General features: G+C 75.5%; 17 protein-coding genes. 7 read left to right on the forward strand and 10 right to left on the reverse strand.

Annotation, left to right across the window (positions count from 1 at the left end):
* The 5 genes from NWP10_RS05125 to NWP10_RS05145 form a co-directional block, all read right to left on the reverse strand.
* On the reverse strand, positions 1 to 1,505 hold a 1,505-nt coding region (locus NWP10_RS05125), incomplete at its 3' end, for a DEAD/DEAH box helicase (RefSeq protein WP_258300113.1).
* A 255-nt stretch (positions 1,506 to 1,760) separates the two neighbouring features.
* Entirely contained in the window at positions 1,761 to 3,326 is a 1,566-nt protein-coding gene (locus NWP10_RS05130) for an RNB domain-containing ribonuclease (RefSeq protein ID WP_258300114.1), read from the reverse strand.
* Between the two features lie 72 nt (positions 3,327 to 3,398).
* Entirely contained in the window at positions 3,399 to 3,623 is a 225-nt protein-coding gene (locus NWP10_RS05135) for a DUF3107 domain-containing protein (protein WP_017489253.1), read from the reverse strand.
* A gap of 124 nt (positions 3,624 to 3,747) precedes the next feature.
* The gene (locus tag NWP10_RS05140; protein WP_258300115.1) at positions 3,748 to 4,413 is read right to left on the reverse strand and encodes a TetR/AcrR family transcriptional regulator; all 666 of its coding nucleotides are present in this window, start codon (positions 4,411 to 4,413) and stop codon (positions 3,748 to 3,750) included.
* Positions 4,414 to 4,442: 29 nt separating this feature from the next.
* Positions 4,443 to 5,795 carry a glutamyl-tRNA reductase gene (locus NWP10_RS05145; protein WP_184170283.1) on the reverse strand — a complete coding sequence of 451 codons (1,353 nt, stop codon included), beginning with the start codon at positions 5,793 to 5,795 and terminating at the stop codon, positions 4,443 to 4,445.
* Between the two features lie 154 nt (positions 5,796 to 5,949).
* Here NWP10_RS05145 and hemE point away from each other — a divergent pair, with 154 nt between their 5' ends.
* Genes hemE through NWP10_RS05165 form a run of 4 tightly spaced genes read left to right on the forward strand, consistent with a single transcriptional unit; the run spans position 5,950 to position 10,389 of the window.
* On the forward strand, positions 5,950 to 7,173 hold the full coding sequence (hemE, locus tag NWP10_RS05150; RefSeq protein WP_258300116.1) for a uroporphyrinogen decarboxylase: 1,224 nt from the start codon (positions 5,950 to 5,952) through the stop codon (positions 7,171 to 7,173).
* Positions 7,170 to 8,675: an NAD(P)/FAD-dependent oxidoreductase gene (locus NWP10_RS05155; protein ID WP_258300117.1), complete on the forward strand. Its 1,506-nt coding sequence runs from the start codon at positions 7,170 to 7,172 to the stop codon at positions 8,673 to 8,675. Before hemE ends, NWP10_RS05155 begins: the two co-directional genes overlap by 4 nt.
* Before the next feature lie 46 nt (positions 8,676 to 8,721).
* Positions 8,722 to 9,348, forward strand: a complete 627-nt coding sequence (locus NWP10_RS05160) for a hypothetical protein (RefSeq protein WP_026106935.1) — start codon at positions 8,722 to 8,724, stop codon at positions 9,346 to 9,348.
* Positions 9,349 to 9,363: 15 nt separating this feature from the next.
* The gene (locus tag NWP10_RS05165; RefSeq protein WP_017488949.1) at positions 9,364 to 10,389 is read left to right on the forward strand and encodes an inorganic phosphate transporter; all 1,026 of its coding nucleotides are present in this window, start codon (positions 9,364 to 9,366) and stop codon (positions 10,387 to 10,389) included.
* A gap of 68 nt (positions 10,390 to 10,457) precedes the next feature.
* On the opposite strand, the gene pstB is transcribed toward NWP10_RS05165, so the two are convergent.
* The 4 genes from pstB to NWP10_RS05185 all read right to left on the reverse strand — a co-directional run bounded on the left by pstB (position 10,458) and on the right by NWP10_RS05185 (position 14,724).
* A complete protein-coding gene (gene pstB, locus NWP10_RS05170) occupies positions 10,458 to 11,237 on the reverse strand; it encodes a phosphate ABC transporter ATP-binding protein PstB (RefSeq protein WP_017488948.1) in 780 nt (259 codons plus the stop codon).
* An 86-nt stretch (positions 11,238 to 11,323) separates the two neighbouring features.
* The gene (gene pstA / locus NWP10_RS05175) at positions 11,324 to 12,529 is read right to left on the reverse strand and encodes a phosphate ABC transporter permease PstA (RefSeq protein ID WP_017488947.1); all 1,206 of its coding nucleotides are present in this window, start codon (positions 12,527 to 12,529) and stop codon (positions 11,324 to 11,326) included.
* Positions 12,529 to 13,494, reverse strand: coding sequence for a phosphate ABC transporter permease subunit PstC (gene pstC / locus NWP10_RS05180; RefSeq protein ID WP_158493645.1), 966 nt, complete (start codon positions 13,492 to 13,494; stop codon positions 12,529 to 12,531). Before pstC ends, pstA begins: the two co-directional genes overlap by 1 nt.
* A gap of 144 nt (positions 13,495 to 13,638) precedes the next feature.
* Positions 13,639 to 14,724 (reverse strand): phosphate ABC transporter substrate-binding protein PstS, encoded by a 1,086-nt coding sequence (locus NWP10_RS05185; RefSeq protein WP_258300118.1) that lies wholly within the window; start codon positions 14,722 to 14,724, stop codon positions 13,639 to 13,641.
* Positions 14,725 to 15,005: 281 nt separating this feature from the next.
* Here NWP10_RS05185 and NWP10_RS05190 point away from each other — a divergent pair, with 281 nt between their 5' ends.
* Together NWP10_RS05190 and radA are read left to right on the forward strand one after the other, a co-directional pair.
* Positions 15,006 to 16,175 carry an aromatic acid exporter family protein gene (locus NWP10_RS05190; RefSeq protein WP_258300119.1) on the forward strand — a complete coding sequence of 390 codons (1,170 nt, stop codon included), beginning with the start codon at positions 15,006 to 15,008 and terminating at the stop codon, positions 16,173 to 16,175.
* Between the two features lie 73 nt (positions 16,176 to 16,248).
* Positions 16,249 to 17,661: a DNA repair protein RadA gene (gene radA, locus NWP10_RS05195; RefSeq protein WP_017488409.1), complete on the forward strand. Its 1,413-nt coding sequence runs from the start codon at positions 16,249 to 16,251 to the stop codon at positions 17,659 to 17,661.
* A 4-nt stretch (positions 17,662 to 17,665) separates the two neighbouring features.
* On the opposite strand, the gene NWP10_RS05200 is transcribed toward radA, so the two are convergent.
* On the reverse strand, positions 17,666 to 18,574 hold the full coding sequence (locus NWP10_RS05200; RefSeq protein ID WP_017488408.1) for a hypothetical protein: 909 nt from the start codon (positions 18,572 to 18,574) through the stop codon (positions 17,666 to 17,668).
* A gap of 38 nt (positions 18,575 to 18,612) precedes the next feature.
* Between NWP10_RS05200 and NWP10_RS05205 the strand changes: the two genes are divergently transcribed.
* Positions 18,613 to 19,312 (forward strand): A/G-specific adenine glycosylase (locus NWP10_RS05205; protein ID WP_258300120.1); only part of this gene is annotated, 700 nt, incomplete at its 3' end.

Raw genomic sequence — 19,312 nt, forward strand, 5'->3', positions numbered from 1 at the left:
CCAGGTCGGGAGCCGCCCGCGCCCTGCGGCCCCCCCCCGGGCCCGGCGCCGCCCCCCGCCCCCCCCCGCGCGCGCCCGCGGGGGGGCGCGCCCCCGCCGCGGCCGCGCGGCGCGGACTCGGGACCGCCGAGGTCCTCGAGCACCTCGCCCTCGAGGCCCTCGAGCACGCGCTTCTCCTTGGGCAGGCGGCCCTTGGTCCCCTTGGGGATGCCCAGGTCCGCGAACAGGTGCGGCGAGGAGGAGTAGGTCTCCTGCGGCTCGGGCTGCCCGAGGCCCAGGGCCTTGTCGATCAGCGACCAGCGCGGCATGTCCTCCCAGTCCACGAGGGTCACGGCCACGCCCTTGTTGCCGGCGCGGCCCGTGCGGCCCACGCGGTGCACGTAGGTCTTCTCGTCCTCGGGGGCCTGGAAGTTGAACACGTGCGTGACGTCGTCCACGTCGATGCCGCGGGCGGCGACGTCGGTGGCCACGAGGATGTCCACCTTGCCGTTGCGGAACGCGCGCAGGGCCTGCTCGCGGGCGCCCTGGCCGAGGTCGCCGTGCAGGGCGCCGGCCGCGAAGCCGCGGGCGGTCAGCTCGTCCGCCACGCGGGCGGCGGTGCGCTTGGTGCGGGTGAAGATGATGGTGCGGCCGCGGCCCTCGGCCTGCAGCGCGCGCGCCACGAGCTCGTCCTTGTCCATGTGGTGGGCGCGGTAGACGAGCTGGCGGATGTCCTTCTTCGTCAGGCCCTCGTCCTCGGGGTCCGCGGCGCGGATGTGCGTCGGCTGCGTCATGTACCGGCGGGCCATGGCGACGACGGGGCCCGGCATGGTGGCCGAGAACAGCATGGTCTGGCGGACGGCGGGCACGGCGCCGAGCAGGGTCTCGACGTCCGGCAGGAAGCCGAGGTCCAGCATCTCGTCCGCCTCGTCCAGGACCACGGTGTTCACGAGGTCCAGGCGCAGGTGACGCTGGCGCATGAGGTCGATCAGACGACCGGGGGTGCCGACGACGACCTCGACGCCGCGCTGCAGCTCCTCGATCTGGGGCTCGTAGGCGCGTCCGCCGTAGATGGTGGCGATGCGCAGCGGGCGCTGGGCCGCTGCGGCGGTGAGGTCGCCGGCCACCTGCACGGCGAGCTCGCGGGTGGGGGCCACGATGAGGGCCTGCGGGGCGCCCGCGGAGCCCTTGGCCTCCAGCTTGTCCCAGCCGGGCTCGCCCGGGCCGATCGCGCGCTGCAGCGCGGGGATGCCGAAGCCGAGGGTCTTGCCGGTGCCGGTCTTGGCCTGGCCGATGATGTCGTGGCCGCCGAGGGCCACCGGCAGGGTCATGGCCTGGATGGGGAACGGGTGGACGATGCCCTTGGCCTCGAGGGCCTGGACGATCGCGGGGTGCACGCCGAAGTCGGCGAAGGTCTGCTCGGGGGCCGTCTCAACGGTCTCCTCGGTGACGATCTCCTCGGCGATGTCGGCGACCTGGGGGTCGACGTCGGCCGGGGCGGGGGTGTGCTCGGAGTTCTGGGTCATGGCGACTCGCGTTCCTGTTCGGGCGCCGGCACGGCGGGCGGGAGGGCCCGGACGCGCCGTGCGCGCGGTTCATGGCGGAAGCCGATCGCGGGGCAAGCACGCGGGGCGGCCGGTGGGCGGCGCCCCGTGGAACCGGGCCGGGCGCGCCGTGCGAGGGCGGGCCGTGCCGGATCCGGCAGGTCATGGCGCCGTCCCGGCCGTCAGGGGCGCGGGCGGCGGGTCAGGGTGATCAGAGAGCGACCGGTCATCCTGGGGTCAGCGTGAGCTGTGCGGCCAGTCTACCCCGGAGGCCGTGACCTCGCCCGAGGCCCGGTCGACGCCCTCGATCCGCACCCGCACCCGGGTGCCCGGCTCGGCCTCGCCGGGCACGCGCAGCGTCACGGCGGGATCCAGGAGCCAGACCTCGGCGCCGCCCTTCACGCCGCGCACGGCGATGCCCTCGAGCTCGGCGCCCACGTGGTCCTGGAGGGCGGCCGCCTCCACGAGGTCCGTCGCGGCGCGGTCCGCGGCCGAGGTGCGCCGCGAGGACTCGGTCATGAGCGCGGGCACCTCCGGCAGGGCCGCGCGGGCCCACTCGGGAGCGGGGGCGCCGGTGGCGTGCGCGTGGCACAGGGCGAGCACGAAGCGGTCCACGAGCCGGCGCAGGGGAGCGGTGGCGTGGGCGTAGGGCGCGGCGAGCGCCGCCTGCTCGGGCTCGGACGGCGGGGTGCGCAGCTCGGGATCCTCGGCGTGAGCGTCGAAGGCGGTGTAGCCGGCGCCCCGGAACAGGCTGGTGGCCTCGTGCAGCACGGCCAGGTGTCCGGGGTCCGCCGGGTCCAGGGTGCGCAGGTAGGCGCCGTAGTCCTGGCCCTCCTCCCACGGGGCGCCGAGGGCGCGCGTGCGGGAGCGGAAGGCCGCCACGGCCTCGGCGTCCGGGGCGGGCATGGTCCGCAGGATCCCGACCCCGGCCTCGAGCATGAGCCGCGCGGCGGCCATCCCGGTCATCAGGGACAGCTGCGCATTGTGGTCCTCGGCGGGCAGGGGCGCGCGCTGGACGAGGCAGTGGCGGCCGTCCTCGGCCACGTGGACCTCCTGGTCCGGCAGGTTCAGCGAGGCGCCGCCGCGGGCGGCCTCCTGGGCGGCGCGGCGGCGGCCCACCTCGGGCAGCAGGGCGAGGGAGTCCCGCAGCGGCGCGTCCCAGCCGCGGTGGGCGGCGTGGTCGGCCTCGTCGAGGCCCGGGCGCGGCGCCGCGGGGGCCTCGGCGTCCGGGAGGGCGTCGAGGAACGCCTGGACCTGGGCGTAGGTCAGCTGGGCGCGGGAGCGGATGCGGGCCCGCTGCAGGGACGTGTTCACGACGGCGCCCGCAGCGTCCAGCACGAAGGTCCACACGAAGGCGGGGCGCTCCCGGTCCGGGAGCAGGGAGGCGGCGTCCTCGCTGAGCGCCTCGGGGTGCAGGGGCACGCGCCCGTCCGGCAGGTACACGGTCTGGCCGCGGCGGCGGGCCTCGGCGTCCACGGCGCCGCCGGGGGCGACGAATGCGGGCACGTCGGCGATGGCGTAGCGGACGGTGATCGCGTCCCCGTCCGCGGCCTCGAGGTGCAGGGCCTGATCCAGGTCCGTGGAGCCGGCGGGGTCCACCGTGACGAACGGGACGTCCGTGCGGTCGGCGTAGGCCGGGTCCGAGGCCAGCGCGGCGAGCACGTCCCGCGCGGCGGCGTCGGCCTCCTCGAGGACCTCGGGCGGGAAGCCCGCGGGCAGCTCCTGTTCCGTGCGCAGCGCGGCCAGGCGCTCGATCAGGCCCGGGTCGGGGCGCCCGCGGAGGGCGACGGCGCGGTGCGGCATGGGCGGGCTCCTCGGGGATCGACGGCGGAGACGACGCACGCCCCGGTGGATCACCGGGGCGTGCGGGGCGGGTCAGGAGGCGGCGAACCCGAGGGGGCCGGACTTCTTCGCGTTGATCTCCACGAAGCCGATCCGGTCGCCGGGGACCACCACCTGGCGGCCCTTCGCGTCCGCGAGGACCAGGGTGGAGCCGTCCGCGACGGCCGCGTCCACGAGGGAGCGGACCTCCTCCGCGGGCTGCTCGCTCTCGATGACGACCTCGCGGCCGACGTGCTGCACTCCGATGCGGATCTCCATGGGGACCTCTTCTTCCTCGTCGCGTCCTGTGCGGTCTGCGGTCAGCCTACGGGACGGGCACGAGGCGCGGCGGGGCGTCGGCGGCGTTCACCCGCGGGCGAAAACCGGCCTCGGGGCCGCCGCGTCAGAGGGCGTCCTCGTCCGTGGGCAGCGTGGCCAGGCCCCGCCAGACCAGCGCGTCCACCGTCCGGGCCATCTCCGCGGCGGGCGGGCGGGCCTGGACGTCGAGGCGGTCGGCCCAGTGCCGCGCCGCGCCCAGCAGCAGCCCCACCAGCCCGCGGGAGAGGACCTCGGCCTCGGCCTCGCCCACCGACGTGTCGGCGCTGATGGTCCGGGTGATCTCCGAGGAGAGCAGCCGGTGCACGGCCTCGCTGCGCGAGCGGACCTCGGGGTCCTGGTCGGCGCCCGAGTCGAAGACCAGGCGGTGGGTGCGCTCGGGGGCGCCCATGTACTCGAAGAAGGCGGCCACGGTGGCACGGACGCGCTCGCGGTTTTCCCGGCCGCGGCGGGCGTCCATGGCGGCGCCCAGGCGCTCCTGGAGGTCGGCCACCTCGGCGTCGAGCAGCTCCAGGAACAGCTCGTGCTTGCCGGGGAAGTGTTGGTAGAGCACCGGCTTGGACACCTCGGCGCGCTCGGCGATCTGGTCCATGGACGCGCCGGCGTAGCCCTCGGCGGCGAACACGGCGCGCGCGCAGCCCAACAGCTGGCGGCGGCGCTCCTCGCGCGGCAGGCGGGTGGACCGCGCGGACTCCTCCGGGGCCTCGACGGCGGGGGCGGGGCGGTCGGTCACGGTGCCTCCTGGCGTGGGAGCGGGCGGGCTCAGGCGATGCGCGCCGTGCCGGCCTCGTCCTCGTGGGCGGGACAGCCGGCGTCGGGACGCTCGGCGGGGGAGGACGTCGAGCCCGGGGGCTCGATCCCGAAGACGGCCTCGAGGCCGTCCTCGTAGCGGTCCAGTCGGCCCTCCGCGGCGAGCCGCTTGGCCCGCACGCTGGGCTCGTGCAGGAGCTGGTTGACCATGCGGCGCAGGGCGAACTCCACCTCCTCGGCGGCGGCCGTACAGCCGTGACGGGCGCGCACGCGCTCCATCTCCCGGTCCAGGGCGGCGAGGGTGTGGCGGCGCAGGGCCTTGATCGAGGCGTCGGCGCTGCGGCCGCGCTGGGCGTCGCGGTACTCGGCCACGGCGCCGTCCACGAGCACCCGGGCCTCGGCGACGGCGGCCCGCGCCTGCTCCGGGGCGGCCAGGCGCACGGACTCCAGGGTGATGAGGTCGACGCCCGGCAGGTCGCCGACCGCGGGGTCGAAGTCGCGGGACAGGGCGAGGTCCACCACGGTGAGCGGGCGGTCCGCGTCCTCGCGCAGCTCCTGGAGGCGCTCGGGGCTGATCTGCCGTTCGCCGCCGGAGGAGCCGATGATCACGTCCGCCTCGGCGACGGCGCCGGCCACGGCCTCGCCGCCGAGCGCGAGGGCCCAGCCGCCGCGGTCCGCGACGAACTGCTCCGCGCGGCCCGAGGCCGAGTGCACGCCGACGGTGGTCGCACCCCGGTCCGCCAGCTGCGCGAGCGTAGTGCCGGCGTAGGCGCCCGTGCCGATCAGCAGGATGGTGGCACCGGCCCAGAAGTCGCGCTGGGCCGCAGCGTCGGTGAGACCGCGCAGCTCCTCCGCGAGGTCCAGGGCGACGGAGACGACCGAGCGGCCGGCCGCGCCGAGCGCCGTGTGGGAGCCGACGTCCTTGGCCGTGCGGGTGGCGAACTCGAACAGGCGCACCAGCGAGCCGGACGCGGTCCCGGACTCGCGCGCCATGGACAGGGCCCGGCGGACCTGCCCGGCGATCTCGCGCTCGCCCACCACGGCGGAGTCCAGGCCGGCGCCCACCTCGAACAGGTGGCGGGCCGTGGCCTCGGAGTCGAGCACGCGGAAGGCGGAGCGGACGGCCTCGTCCGGCAGGGACGAGTGGGCGGCCACGGCGGCGACCAGCCCCTCGCGGGCGGCCTCGACGCCGGACTCGTCCGCCTCCGCGTAGATCTCCACGCGGTTGCAGGTGGCCAGCACCACCGCACCGGCCGCGCCGCTTCCGGGCAGGGCCGGGCCGACCCCGGTGGCGCCGGCGCTGAGGCGGGCCACGGTGTCCAGGTCCAGGTGCTGGTGGGACGCGACGAGAGAGAAGACAGTCACAACGTCCGCCATTCTAGCCCGGCCCCGGCGGCCGCTCCGGGAAGGGTCGCCTGCCCCGCGCCCGGCCTGAGCCCCGCACGTGAGACGGCCGTGAGAGGCATCACAGGCGGTGCGGATGTGCCACCGCGCCGTCGCCGGTGGGAGACTGGGGGGCATGTCCGACCTGTCCCAGACCTCTGAGATCCGCGCGGGCGCCCCCGCGTTGCCCGCCGATCACCCGTTGCGCACGCAGGATCCCGCCCGCTCCACGGCGGCCAGCCCGCTCGTGCGCGCGCTGCGCGGCCAGCGGCCCGACCGGCATCCCGTGTGGTTCATGCGCCAGGCCGGGCGCTCCTTGCCGGAGTACCGCGAGGCCCGCGCGGGCATCGGCATGCTCGAGTCCTGCCTCATGCCCGACCTCGTGCGCGAGATCACCCTGCAGCCGGTGCGCCGCCACGACGTGGACGCCGCCATCTTCTTCTCCGACATCGTGGTGCCGCTGCGCCTGGCCGGGGTGGACGTGGAGATCCAGCCCGGCGTGGGCCCCGTGCTCGGCCGTGCGGTGCGCACCGCCGAGGACGTCGCCGCCCTGCCGGTGCTCGAGGACTCCGCGCTCGACGTGATCCGCGAGGCCGTGTCCTCCACCGTCGCCGAGCTCGGCCCCCGCCCGCTGATCGGCTTCGCCGGCGCCCCGTTCACGCTCGCCGCCTACATGGTGGAGGGGCGCCCCTCCCGCGACCACTTCGGCCCCCGCCGCATGATGCACGGTGACCCCGAGGCCTGGGCCGCCCTCGCCGGCTGGGCCGCCACCGTGTCCGGCCAGTTCCTGCGGGCCCAGCTCGAGGCCGGCGCCTCCGCCGCCCAGCTGTTCGACTCGTGGGCCGGCTCCCTCTCCGCCGAGGACTACCTCGAGCACGTGCAGCCGCACTCCCGGGCCGCCCTCGCGCACGTCGACGACCTGGCCGGCCCCGGCGTGGACGGCGGCGCGCCGCTGCTGCACTTCGGCACCGGCACCGGCGAGTTCCTCCACCACCTGCGCGACGCCGGCGCGTCCGCGGTCGGCGTGGACCACCGCCTCACCCTCTCCGAGGCACACCGCCGCCTCAGCGAGCGCCCCGGCCCGGACGGCCGCACCGCCGTGCCGCTGCAGGGCAACATCGACCCCGCGCTGCTGGCCGCCCCGTGGCCGGTGCTCGAGGCCCACGTGCGCGACGTCGTCGCCTCGGGCGCGGCCGCCCCGGGCCACGTGGTCAACCTGGCCCACGGCGTGCCCCCGGAGACCGACCCGACCGTGCTGACCGGCGTGGTCGAGCTGATCCACTCCCTGCCCGTCCCCGAGCGCGAGGGCCAGGACCCCGCCCCGCCGGCCGGGGCCGCCGCGGGAGAGGGGCGCGCATGAGCGGGACGGCGCTCGTCGTCGGCGGCGGGATCGCGGGCCTCGTGGCCGCGCACCGCCTGTGCGCGGCAGGCTGGGAGGTGACCCTCGCCGAGGCCACCTCGGTCCTCGGCGGCGCCGTCTCCGCCCGCTTCCTCGACGTGCCCTCGCACGGGGAGACCGGGGCGCCCGAGTCCCAGACGCTCGAGCTGGACGCCGGCGCCGAGTCCTTCGCCGTGCGCGGCACCGCCGTGCGCGCGCTCCTGGAGGAGCTGGGCCTGGGCGGCAAGGTCGTCGCCCCCGAGCCCCTCGGCTCCTGGCTGCACGGCCCCGCGGGCCCCGTGCCCGCCCCCCGTCTCGGCCTCGCCGGCATCCCCGGTGACCTCGGGGCCGAGGACCTCGCTGCGGCCCTGAGCGGACCGGGCCTGGCCCGGGCCCGCGAGGACGCCGTGGCCCCCATGGACCGCTGGGCCGACGCGCTCGCCGCGGGCGAGCCCGTCACCGTCGCCGCGATCGTCGCCGACCGCCTGGGGGAGGAGGTGCTCGAGCGCCTCGTGGCCCCCGTGGTGGCCGGCGTGCACTCGGCCGACCCCGCCGTCGTCGAGCTCGAGCGCGTGGCTCCCGGCCTGCTCGCCTCCGCCGTGGAGCACGGCGGCCTCGCCGCGGGCGTCGCCGCCCTGCGCGGCTCCAGCACCCCCGGCTCCCTCGTGGCCGGCGTGGACGGGGGCATGTCCCGCGTCACCGGACGCCTCGTGGACGCGTTGCGCGAGGCCGGCGCCACCGTGCTGCGCGGCGTGCGCGTGGCCGCCCTGTCCCGCGTGCCCGCCACGGGCGGCTGGTGGGCCCAGATCTCCGACCGCGACGACGAGGTCGTCCGCGGCCTCGACGTGGACCGCGTGGTGCTCGCCGTGGACGGCGCCACCGCGTGGGACCTGCTTGCCCCGCTCTCCGGCGGCGACCTCGACCCGGACGCCGGCCCCGCGCTCGGCGACGGGGTCGCGCTCACCACCCTCGTGGTGGAGGCCCCCGGCCTCGACGCCGCCCCCCGCGGCACCGGCGTGCTCGTCGGCGCCGGCACGGACGTGGCCGCCAAGGCCCTCACGCACGCCACCGCCAAGTGGGCGTGGCTGCGCGAGGTCGTGGCCCGCCCGGACCACGACGGCGTCGCCCGGCACCCGCACCGCCACGTCGTGCGGCTCTCCTACGGCCGCTCCGGCGCCGAGCCCGGCGGCCTGGGCCACCGCAGCACGGACGAGGAGCTGCTCGCCCGGGCCGTCGTCGACGCCGCCGCCCTCACCGGCGTGCCCCTGTCCGAGCAGGACGTGGTGGCCCGCGCCGTCGTGCGCTGGCGCCCCTCCATCCCGCCGCAGGCCGGCCCGGACCGCGAGGCCGCCGACGCGCTCATCGCGTGGTCGCGCGGCCAGGCCGGACTCGACCTGGTCGGCAGCTGGGTGCACGGCACCGGGCTGGCCGCCGTCGTCGCCGGCGTGGACCGCGCCTTCGACGCCCCCACCCCCCCCGGCTGAGCCCCGCCCCCCCCCCGCCCCCGCCGATCGAGAGAGCCGCCGTCCCATGTCCCCCCGGATGCCCTGGCCGGTCACGCGCGACACCCCCGCGCTGCGCCACATCGTGGACCTCGCGGAGGCGCTGCGCCGCTCCGTGCACCTCGTGGCCCAGGTGGCCGGCGCCCGCGGGCCGGAGGCCGACCGGACCGCCCGCGAGCTCGAGGACCTCGACGCCGCCTCCACGGCCTCCCTCATGTCCTTCCTCACCGCGCTGCGCAGCGCCTACGTGACTCCCCTGCCCCGTCAGGACCTCTACCGGCTGGCCGGCGGCGTGCACGCCGCCACCCAGCGCGTGGTCTCCGCCGGCGTGCTCATCCAGCGCGCGGACCTCGAGCACCTGCCCGCGCACGCGCTCGACGTCCTGGAGACCGTGGGACGCCAGGCCGAGCTCCTGGGCCGCTCCACCACCGAGCTGCGCGACCTCGACGCCCTCGAGACCACGTGGATGCAGCTGCTGCGCGCCTCCCGCCGCACCGAGCGCGTCATGGTGCAGTGGCTCGCCGACCTCGGCATGGACCTGCTGCAGCGCGACTTCAACCGTCAGCGCGAGGTGGCCTGGGCCCTGCAGTCGGCCCTCGAGGCCCTCGGCCGCGTCAACACCGACCTGGGCATGGTGCTGGTCCGTGAGTCCTGAGCCGGGCGGCGCCCCGTGACGCCCGGACTCGCCGTCGTCGCCCTCCTGCTGTGCGCCCTGGCCGCCATGACGGGGTTCCGGGACGCCCCCAACGCCGTCGCGCTGCCCGTGCGCTTCCGCGCCCTCACGCCCCGCCTCGCACTGGTGATGACCGCCCTGATCAACGCGGTGGGCGCCCTGCTGGGCATCGGCCTGATCACGCTGAGCGTGCACTACTTCACCTCGCCCGCAGTGCGTGGCGACGTCGGCCCGCTCGCCGTGGGCGTGACGGCCGTGGTCGCCGTCCTGTGGGGCCTGCTGCTGTGGTGGCGCCGGCTGCCCGGCTCCACCACCCACGCGGTGCTCTCCGCGCTGGCCGGCGCACACCTGGCCGTGCAGCTGAGCCTGCACGACGACCTCGCCGGCTCCATCCTCGAGAGCGTCCGCGTGGAGGTGGTGCTCAGCCTGCTGCTCTCCCCCGTGATCGCGTGGGGCCTGGCCCGCCTGCTCACCGGGCCGGTGGTGCAGGTGGCGACGACGGGCACCACCGTCAACGTCCAGCGCCGGGCCCGCATCGCCCTCGCGGTGTCCGCGGGCGCCATGGCCATGGGCCACGGCCTGCAGGCCGGCCAGCGGGTGGGCGTGCTGTGGGCCGCCGTGCTCCTGGGCTCCGGGGCCGTGCTCTCCCCGGACGCGCTGACGGCCGAGTTCGTGGTCGTCTCCGTCCTCTTCGCCCTCGCGATCGCCCTGGGCACGCTGGGCGGCGCGTGGCGCATCGCCTGGACCCTCACCGAGCGCCTCGTGCGCCTGGACCCGCTGCGGGCGTCCGTGGCCGCCGTCGTCCCCGCGGGCCTGCTGTTCGTGGGCTCGCTCGTGCTGCACCTGCCGCTGTCCTCCACGCACACGGCGACGGCGGCCATCGTGGGCGCCGGCCAGACGCAGACCTACGCCTCCGTGCGCTGGCCCACCGTGCTGCGCGTGGGCGGCTGGTGGCTGCTCACCCCGGTGGTGTGCGCCGCCCTCGGCCTGCTGGGCACCCTGGCCCTGCTGCCCCTGGCCTGAGGCCCCCGCAGACGCCGCGACCCCGCCCGGCGCGCGGCCGGACGGGGTCGGGGGACGGACGGGACGGCTCAGCCGAAGCGGCCGGAGACGTAGTCCTCGGTCTGCTGGTTCGAGGGGTTGTTGAAGATGACGTTGGTGTCGTCGAACTCGATCAGCTTGCCGGGCTGGCCGATGCCCTGGATGTTGAAGAACGCGGTCTTGTCCGCCACGCGCGCGGCCTGCTGCATGTTGTGCGTGACGATGATGACCGTGTACTGCTCCTTGAGCTCGTTGATCAGGTCCTCGACCGCCAGGGTGGAGATCGGGTCCAGGGCGGAGCAGGGCTCGTCCATGAGGATCACGTCCGGGGACACGGCCACGGAGCGGGCGATGCACAGGCGCTGCTGCTGGCCGCCGGACAGGCCGGAGCCGGGCTTGTCCAGGCGGTCCTTGACCTCGTTCCAGAGGTTGGCGCCGCGCAGGGACTTCTCCACGATCTCGTCCGCGCGGGAGCGGGAGAGGCGGGTGCCGTTGAGCTTGTAGCCGGCCAGCACGTTGTCCCGGATGGACATGGTGGGGAACGGGTTGGGGCGCTGGAAGACCATGCCGATCTGCGAGCGGACCGTCACCGGGTCCACACCGGGGCCGTAGACGTCCTCGCCGTCGAGCAGGAGCTGGCCCTCCACGTGGGCACCCGGGAGCACCTCGTGCATGCGGTTGATGGCGCGCAGGAAGGTGGTCTTGCCGCAGCCGGAGGGACCGATGAACGCGGTCACGGTGCGGGGGGCGATGTCGATGTTGACGCCCTCGACGGCCTTGAACTTGCCGTAGTAGACGTCGACGTCCTTGGCCTGGATGCGCTTGGACATGCTGTCCTCTTTCTGGGGATCGCTGGGGAGCGGGAGTCTGAGTGGGCGGGGGCGGCCGGCCCGGACGACGCCGGGCCGGCCGGCCGTCACCGTCCGGTCTTGGGGGCGAACGCCTTGGCGATGACGCGGGCGAGCAGGTTCAGGGCCATCACAATGAGGATCAGGACCAGGGCCGCCGACCAGGCGCGGGCCATGGAGGGGTCCGCTGCGGTCGGGGAGGTGGGGGACACGATCTGACGGTAGATGTACACCGGCAGGGCGGTCATCCAGTTGTCGAAGGCGTTCCAGTTCGTGGTCATGGCGTAGCCGGCGGTCACGAGGATCGGCGCGGTCTCGCCGGTCACGCGTGCGATGGCCAGCGTGACGCCCGAGGCGATGCCGGAGATGGCCGTGGGCAGCACCACCTTGAAGATGGTGCGCCACTTGCGCACGCCCAGGGCGTACGAGCCCTCGCGGAGCTCGTTCGGCACCACGCGGAGCATCTCCTCGGTGGAGCGGACCACCACGGGGATCATCAGCACGGTGAGCGCGACGGCGGCGGTGAAGCCCATCTTGACCGCCTGGAGGGCCGCCGGGCCGGGGCCCATGATGAGCTCGAGCAGCACGGTCATCGCCGCGTAGGCGAACAGGCCGGCCACGATGGAGGGGATGCCGGTCATCACGTCCACGAAGAAGGTGATGGCACGGGACAGCCAGCCGTCGCGGCCGTACTCCACGAGGTAGATGGAGGCGAGCATGCCGATCGGCACGGCGATCAGCGTCGCGATGATCGTGATCACGAGGGTGCCGATCAGGGCGTGGGCGAAGCCGCCGGGCAGCCCGCCGGCGGGCGATCCCGCCTGGTCGTAGGCCGCGTCGGTGGCGCCGGTGACGCCGTCCATGTCGTTCCACAGGACCTGCGGGTTGGAGAGCAGCGTGGGACCGCCGCCCTCGAGCACGGTCCAGATCACGGAGACCAGGGGCACCAGCGCGATGAGGAACGCGGTCCACACGAGGTTCTTCCACAGCCCGTCCGAGGCGCGGCGGCGGTTCTCCAGCACGCGGGTCACGAGGTACATGCCGGCGATGTAGAGGACGCCGGCGAGCACCACGAAGCGGGCGAGGGAGAAGTCCTCGGAGAACGGGGCCGCCCCGCTGAGGAGGGCCTCGATGCCGAGGCCGAGCAGGACCGCCGCGGCGGCGATGGCCATCCACACCCAGCCGGGCTTCTGCCCGGCCGTGAGGGAGTTCTGGCGGTGCTTCGACGGCGGGGTGTCCTGGCGCGTCGAGACGTCGTCGATTGCGGTGCTCATCAGTTGGCCCCCGAGAATTCCTTGTGCTTGTTCACGATCCAGCGCGCCGTCATGTTGACCACCAGGGTGATGACGAACAGCATGAGGCCGGCCGCGATCAGCTCGTTGAGCCGGATGCCGTAGGCCTCCGGGAAGTTCAGCGCGATCTCCGACGGGATGGTGGCGTTGCGGCCCTCCTCGATGAGGGACAGGCTGAACCCGCCGGCCGAGAGGACCAGGGTGACGGCCATGGTCTCGCCGAGGGCGCGGCCCAGGCCGAGCATGACCGAGGAGACGATGCCCGCCCGCGCGAACGGGAAGACGGTCATCTTGATCATCTCCCAGCGGGTGGCGCCGAGGCCGAGCGCGGCCTCCTCGTGCAGCTTCGGGGTCTGCCGGAAGATCTCACGGCAGAGGGCCGTGATGATCGGCAGGATCATCACGGCCAGCACCACGCCGGAGGTCATGATCACGCGGCCGGTGCCGGTGACCGGGCCGCCGAAGAACGGGATGAAGCCCAGGTACTCGTTGAGCCACTGGTAGATCGGCACCATGACCGGGGCGAGGGTGAGCCAGCCCCAGATGCCGTAGATCACGGACGGGATGGCGGCCAGCAGGTCGATCACGTAGCCCACGGGCTGGGCGATCTTCGGCGGCGCGTAGTGCGAGATGAACAGCGCGACGCCGACGGCCACGGGCGTGGCCAGCAGCAGTGCGATGACCGCCGCCATGATCGTGCCGGCCATGAGCGGCCAGACGTACTGGAAGAAGGTGTCCGCGGACTTCAGCTGCGTGCCGTAGGCGTCCGGGAACAGCGCCGGCAGCGAGCGGACCACGAGGAAGATCGCCACGAAGGCGAGGGTCAGCAGGATCAGGACGCCTGCGGCCAGCGACAGGCCGGAGAACACCTTGTCGCCGGCGGCGCCACCCCGGGAGGACTTGAGCGTGGTGGCGCGGGGAGGCGCCTCGGTGGCTGGTGAGGTCACGGTGACTTCCCTCGTGGTCGGTGCAGTGGGGATGTCCGCGGCGGTGCCGCGGAGGGGGGCCGCCGTTCAGGCCGACGGCCGCCGGTCCCGTGCGGGACCGGCGGCCGGGGCCGTCGCGGCGGTTCCGCCGTCAGCAGACGGGGATCAGCCGGCGGTGATGGCCTCGATGCGCTCCACGGCGGCATCGCGGGTCTCGGCGCCGATCGGGGCGTTGCCCGCGGCCTCCTCGGCGGCCTTCTGGCCGTCCTCGGACACGACGTAGGAGGCGAACGCCTTCACCTGGTCGGCGGTCTCCTGGTTCTGGTACTGGTTGCAGTAGATGTGGTAGGAGACCAGCACGACCGGGTAGACGCCGGCCTCGGTGGTGGCGCGGTCGAGCTCGATCGAGCCGTCCTCGTTCTGCTCGGAGGCGGAGACGGTCTTCGCGGCGGCGTCGGAGGAGTACGGCACGTACTCCTCGCCGACCTTCACGGCCACGGTGCCGAGCTCGCCCACGGCGGAGGCGTCCGCGTAGGTGATGGCGCCGTCGGTCTGGGCGGCCTGGCCGACCACGCCGCGGGTGCCCTGGGCGGACTCGGCGGTGATCTCGGAGGGCCAGGTCTCGACCTCGTCGTACTTCCAGGCGTCGCCGGCGGCCTCGGTGAGGTAGCCGGTGAAGTTCTCGGTGGTGCCCGAGTCGTCCGAGCGGTGCACGACGGTGATCGCGGTGTCGGGCAGCTCGACGCCCTCGTTCTGCTGCGCGATGGCCGGGTCGTTCCAGGTGGTGATCTCCTTGGAGAAGACCTTGGCGATGGTCTCGGCGTCCATCTTGACCTCGTCCACGCCCTCGAGGTTGAAGGCGACGGCGATCGGGGAGATGTAGGCCGGCACGTGGAAGGCGCCGTTGTCGCCGCAGATCTGCTTGGCCTGCTCGGCCTCATCCTCCTTGAGGGCGGCGTCGGAGCCGGCGAAGGAGAACGCGCCGCCGAGGAAGCCCTCGCGGCCGGCGCCGGAGCCGTCCGGCGAGTACTGCACGGTCAGCTCGGGGGCCACGGACTTCACGCCGTCGGCCCACGCGGTCATCGCGGACTCCTGCGAGGAGGCGCCGCCGCCGATCAGGGTGCCGCTGGCGGTGCCGCCCTCGGACGAGCCGGAGGAGGCGTTGCCGCCGTCGTTGCCGCCGCAGGCGGTCAGGGCGAGTGCGGCCACGGACAGGAGGGCGGCGGAGCGGCCGAAGCGGAGAGCCTTCACGGAGAGCCTCTTTCAGTCAGACGACGTGGGTGGGGCAGGGCGTCCGGTGAGCCCGGAGCTGCGACGTTCCCGACGCTAGGGGGCGGAGGTGAATCGAATGTCCGGCCCGGATGAACAGACGGTGAACGGGCCCGGCATTCCGGGCGTCGAGCGGTGTCGCGGGTCACAATGGCAGGCTGGGGCCGCCCCAGGGGCCCGCTCGGCGGGGCCTTGTCCAGCCGCCGAGGGGACGACGGCGCCACGGCGAGGGCGGCGGCGCGGCCCGCGGCTAGGCTGGCCGCATGTCGGACCGCTTCGCCACCGCCACCGGGACGGTGCCCATGGTGGCTCCGGAGTCCCGGGGCGCGCGCCTGCGCCGCTTCCTGCGCCGCCGCTCCCGCGCCGGGTGGTCCCGCGTGCGCTCCTCCGTGGCTCACGCCGCCCTCATGGCCGTGTGCGCCGTGGGCGCCTACTGGTTCGCCGAGACCGTGCTGGGCCACCACCAGCCGCTCTTCTCCTCCACGGCCCTGCTGATCGCGCTGGGCTTCCAGCGCGAGCCGAAGCTGCGCAAGGTGGCCGAGGTGGCGGTGGGCTGCACGGTGGGCATCCTCATCGGCGACCTGCTCCTGGCGGCACTGGGGCGCGGGCTCTGGCAGGCCACCGTGGTGGTGTTCGTCTCCGTGATGGTGGCGCGCTTCCTGGACTCCGGGGCCACCTTCACCATGCAGATGTCCCTGCAGTCCGTGCTCGTGGTGCTGCTGCCCGCCGCCCAGGGCGGGCCGTTCGCCCGCAGCGCCGACGCCCTCGTGGGCGGACTGCTGGCCCTCGTGGTCACCTTCCTCTCGCCGCAGGACGTGCGCCGCGGCACGGCACGGCACCTGGAGGGCCTCTTCGACTCGATGGCCACCGTCCTGCGGGACCTCTCCCGCGCCCTGCGCCAGAACGAATCCCGCACGGCGTGGATGGCGCTCGTGGCGTGCCGCGGCACGCAGGGGACGCTCGAGTCGATCCGCGCAGAGCTGAAGATGGCCCAGGAGCAGGCCACCTTCAACCCGCTCCAGCGCGGGTCACGGTCCTTCGTGTCCGACGCGGCGAACGCCGCCGACCGCTCGGACCTGGCCGTGCGCTCCCTGCGGATCGTGGCCCGGCGCGTGGTCTCGGTCCTGGACGAGGGGGCGTTCGACGACGACCATCGCGAGCGCCTCGCGGCCTGGTTCGACGACGCCGCGGACGCCGTCGGGATCCTGCACCGCTCGCTCGTGGAGCCGCAGGCCGAGGGCCGCCACCGCTCCCTGTCCGTGGCGCGGGACGCGCTGGGGGCCTCCGCCTCCCGACTGGACCCGCGCGAGCTGGGCGGCGGCTCACTGCACGGCGAGGCGCTCGTGATGCTGCTGCGGCCCATGATGGTGGACCTCGTGGAGGCCACCGGCGCCCCGCACGACGAGGCGCGCGCCTACCTGCCGCGCGTCTGAGCCCGACCGCGGCGCTCCACGTCCTCACCCCGGCCCGCCGTATCCCGTCCGGCCTGGCTCCTAGAGTGGGCGCATGGCCACCAAGACCGCCGCGAAGCGCGCCCCCGGATACCGCTGCACCGAGTGCGGCTGGACCACCGTGAAGTGGGTGGGCCGCTGCGGGGAGTGCCAGGCGTGGGGCACCGTGGAGGAGGTCGGGCTGACGTCCACCACGGGCCGCACCCGGGCCGCCACGGTGGCGGAGGTGGCCCCGCGCATCGCGGACGTGGACGCCACGCTCGCCTCGTTCCGCTCCACGGGCGTGCGCGAGCTGGACCGGGTGCTCGGCGGCGGCCTGGTGCCCGGCGCGGTGATCCTGCTGGCCGGCGAGCCGGGCATCGGCAAGTCCACGCTGCTGCTGGACGTGGCGGCGCAGACGGCGCGCGGCGCGGGCGGGGGCGGGCCGCGCTCGGTCCTGTACCTCACGGGCGAGGAGTCCGCGGCGCAGGTGCGCTCCCGCGCGGACCGGATCGGGGCGATCGCGGACGCCCTGCGCCTCACCGCCGAGACGGACCTGGGCCGGGCGCTCGGGCAGATCGAGCGGACGGACCCGGAGCTGGTGATCGTGGACTCCGTGCAGACCCTGCAGTCCACCGAGGTGGACGGGATCGCCGGCGGCGTGAGCCAGGTGCGGGAGGTGGCGGCCAGCCTCATCCGCACGGCCAAGGAGAAGGGCATCACCACCGTGCTGGTGGGCCACGTGACCAAGGACGGCACCATCGCCGGCCCGCGCCTGCTCGAGCACCTCGTGGACGTGGTCTGCCAGTTCGAGGGGGACCGCCACTCGCGGCTGCGCCTGGTGCGCGCCGTGAAGAACCGGTTCGGCCCCACGGACGAGGTGGGCTGCTTCGACCTGCGCGAGGACGGCATCGAGTCCCTCGACGACCCCTCGGGCCTGTTCCTCTCCGGCGTGGCCGAGCCCGTGGAGGGCACATGCGTGACCGTGACCCTCGAGGGGCGGCGTCCGCTCGTGGCCGAGGTGCAGTCCCTGCTGACGCCCTCGGCGGGCGGCGGTCCGCGCCGCACCGTCTCCGGCGTGGACGCGGCGCGCGTGAACATGCTGCTGGCGGTGCTGCAGCGCCGGGCCCGCTTCGCCCTGGCCCAGGACGACTGCTACGTGGCCACCGTGGGCGGGGTGCGGCTGTCCGAGCCGGCCTCGGACCTCGCGGTGGCCGTGGCGGTGGCCTCCGCCAAGCTCGCGGCCCCCGTGCCGCAGGGGATGATCGCGGTGGGCGAGCTCGGCCTGGCCGGGGAGGTGCGCCCCGTGCCGGGCATCGGCCGGCGGGTGCGCGAGGCCGCCCGGCTCGGCTTCACCCGGGCGCTGGTCCCCCGCTCCCCCGAGCCGCTCGGGGACGTCCCCGCCGGGTTCACGGTAGCCCAGGTCGGCTCCATCGGCGAGGCGCTCGCCACGATCCCCACCTGGACGGGGGCCGGCTCGGGCGCCTGAGACGTCAGCGCGAGGGCGAGACCGACGGCGCGGCCGGGGAGGACGCCGGAGTCGGGGCCGCGGGCGACCCGGAGGCCGGGGCGGGCACCGACGAGGCCGCCGAGGCCGACGGTGCGGCGGGGGAGGAGACGGCGGGCGCCGAGCCCGTCGCGGACGGGGACGCGGACGGGGAGGCCGGCGTCGAGGGCGCGGGCGAACCGGACGCCGGGGCGCCCGAGGAGGCGCCGTCCCAGGCACCCGGGGCCGCCTCCTCCTGGATCCGCAGGGCGACCGGCCGGGAGGTCTGCTCCCCCAGGGTGACGGTCAGCAGGTGCGGGCCCGCCGCGGCGAGCGCTCCGGGGGTGCCGCAGTCCTCATTCGAGGCGTGCCCGGACCACCGGTACACGGCCGTGAGCTCCTCGTGCGGGGTCAGCACCCGCTCCGAGGACGTCGGGTCCGCCTGGCAGACGCGCGTGGAGAACACGTCGTCCCCCTCGGCGGTGCGCACCGTGAACTCCTGCCTGGCCGTGCCCACGTCCGCCCGGCACGGGCTCGAGGAGAGGTTCGTGACGCTCAGGCGCAGCACCGCCTCCTCGCCGCGCAGGTACTGGGCCTTGTCCGCCGAGGCCACGAGGCGCAGGTCGGAGGGCTGGCACGCGGCCGCGTCCTCGAGGGCCACCGTGGGCGAGGCCGCGCCGGGCGTGGCGCCGGACGGCGGCGCCGGCGAGGGCGAGTGCACCGGGGTGGGGGGCGCCGAGACGCTCGGCTCCGCGTCGTCCCCGGAGAGCGCGCCCATGCCCAGGCGGATGAGCGACCACAGGCCCCAGCCCACCAGGAACAGGAGGACCAGCGCGAGCAGGGCGGCCACGAGCCGCCGGCGGCGGTAGACGGCGGCGGACGGCTTCGGCCCGGGGGAAGACGGACGAGACGGCATGCCCTCCAGGGTAGGCGGCCGGCCCTACAGTGGACGCCATGCCTGCGCCCGAGACCGCCGTCCCGCCCTCCGTGGACGTGACCCGCCTGCACGACGCGGTGCTGGACTGGTTCGCCGTGCACGCCCGGGACCTGCCCTGGCGCAGCCCGGACTGCCCGCCGTGGGGCGTGCTCGTCTCCGAGATCATGCTCCAGCAGACCCCCGTGGTGCGGGTGCTGCCGCGCTGGCACGCGTGGCTCGAGCGTTGGCCGACCCCCGCCGACCTCGCCGCCGCCCCCACGGCGGACGTGCTCACGGCCTGGGACCGGCTCGGCTATCCGCGGCGCGCGCTGCGCCTGCAGGAGGCCGCCCGGGCGATCGTGCAGCGGCACGGCGGGGAGGTCCCGGCCGACCCGGCGGCCCTGCGCGCCCTGCCTGGGATCGGCGAGTACACGGCGGCGGCCGTCTCCAGCTTCGCGTTCGGGCTGCCGGAGACCGTGGTGGACACGAACGTGCGTCGCGTGATCGCCCGCGCGGTGGGCGGGCAGGCCCTGCCGGGGCGCAGCCTCACCCGCGCGGAGATGCGCCGCGCCCACGCCCTCATGCCGGAGGACCCCGACCGCGCCCAGGCGTGGAACGCCGGCGTCATGGAGCTCGGGGCGCTGGTCTGCACCGCCCGCTCCCCGGCGTGCGAGCGCTGCCCGCTCGCCGACGCGTGCGCCTGGGTGGCCGCGGGCTCCCCGCCGCCGACGCAGGCGC

It is taken from the genome of Micrococcus sp. HG099 (assembly GCF_024723355.1).
GTDB lineage: Bacteria > Actinomycetota > Actinomycetes > Actinomycetales > Micrococcaceae > Micrococcus > Micrococcus endophyticus.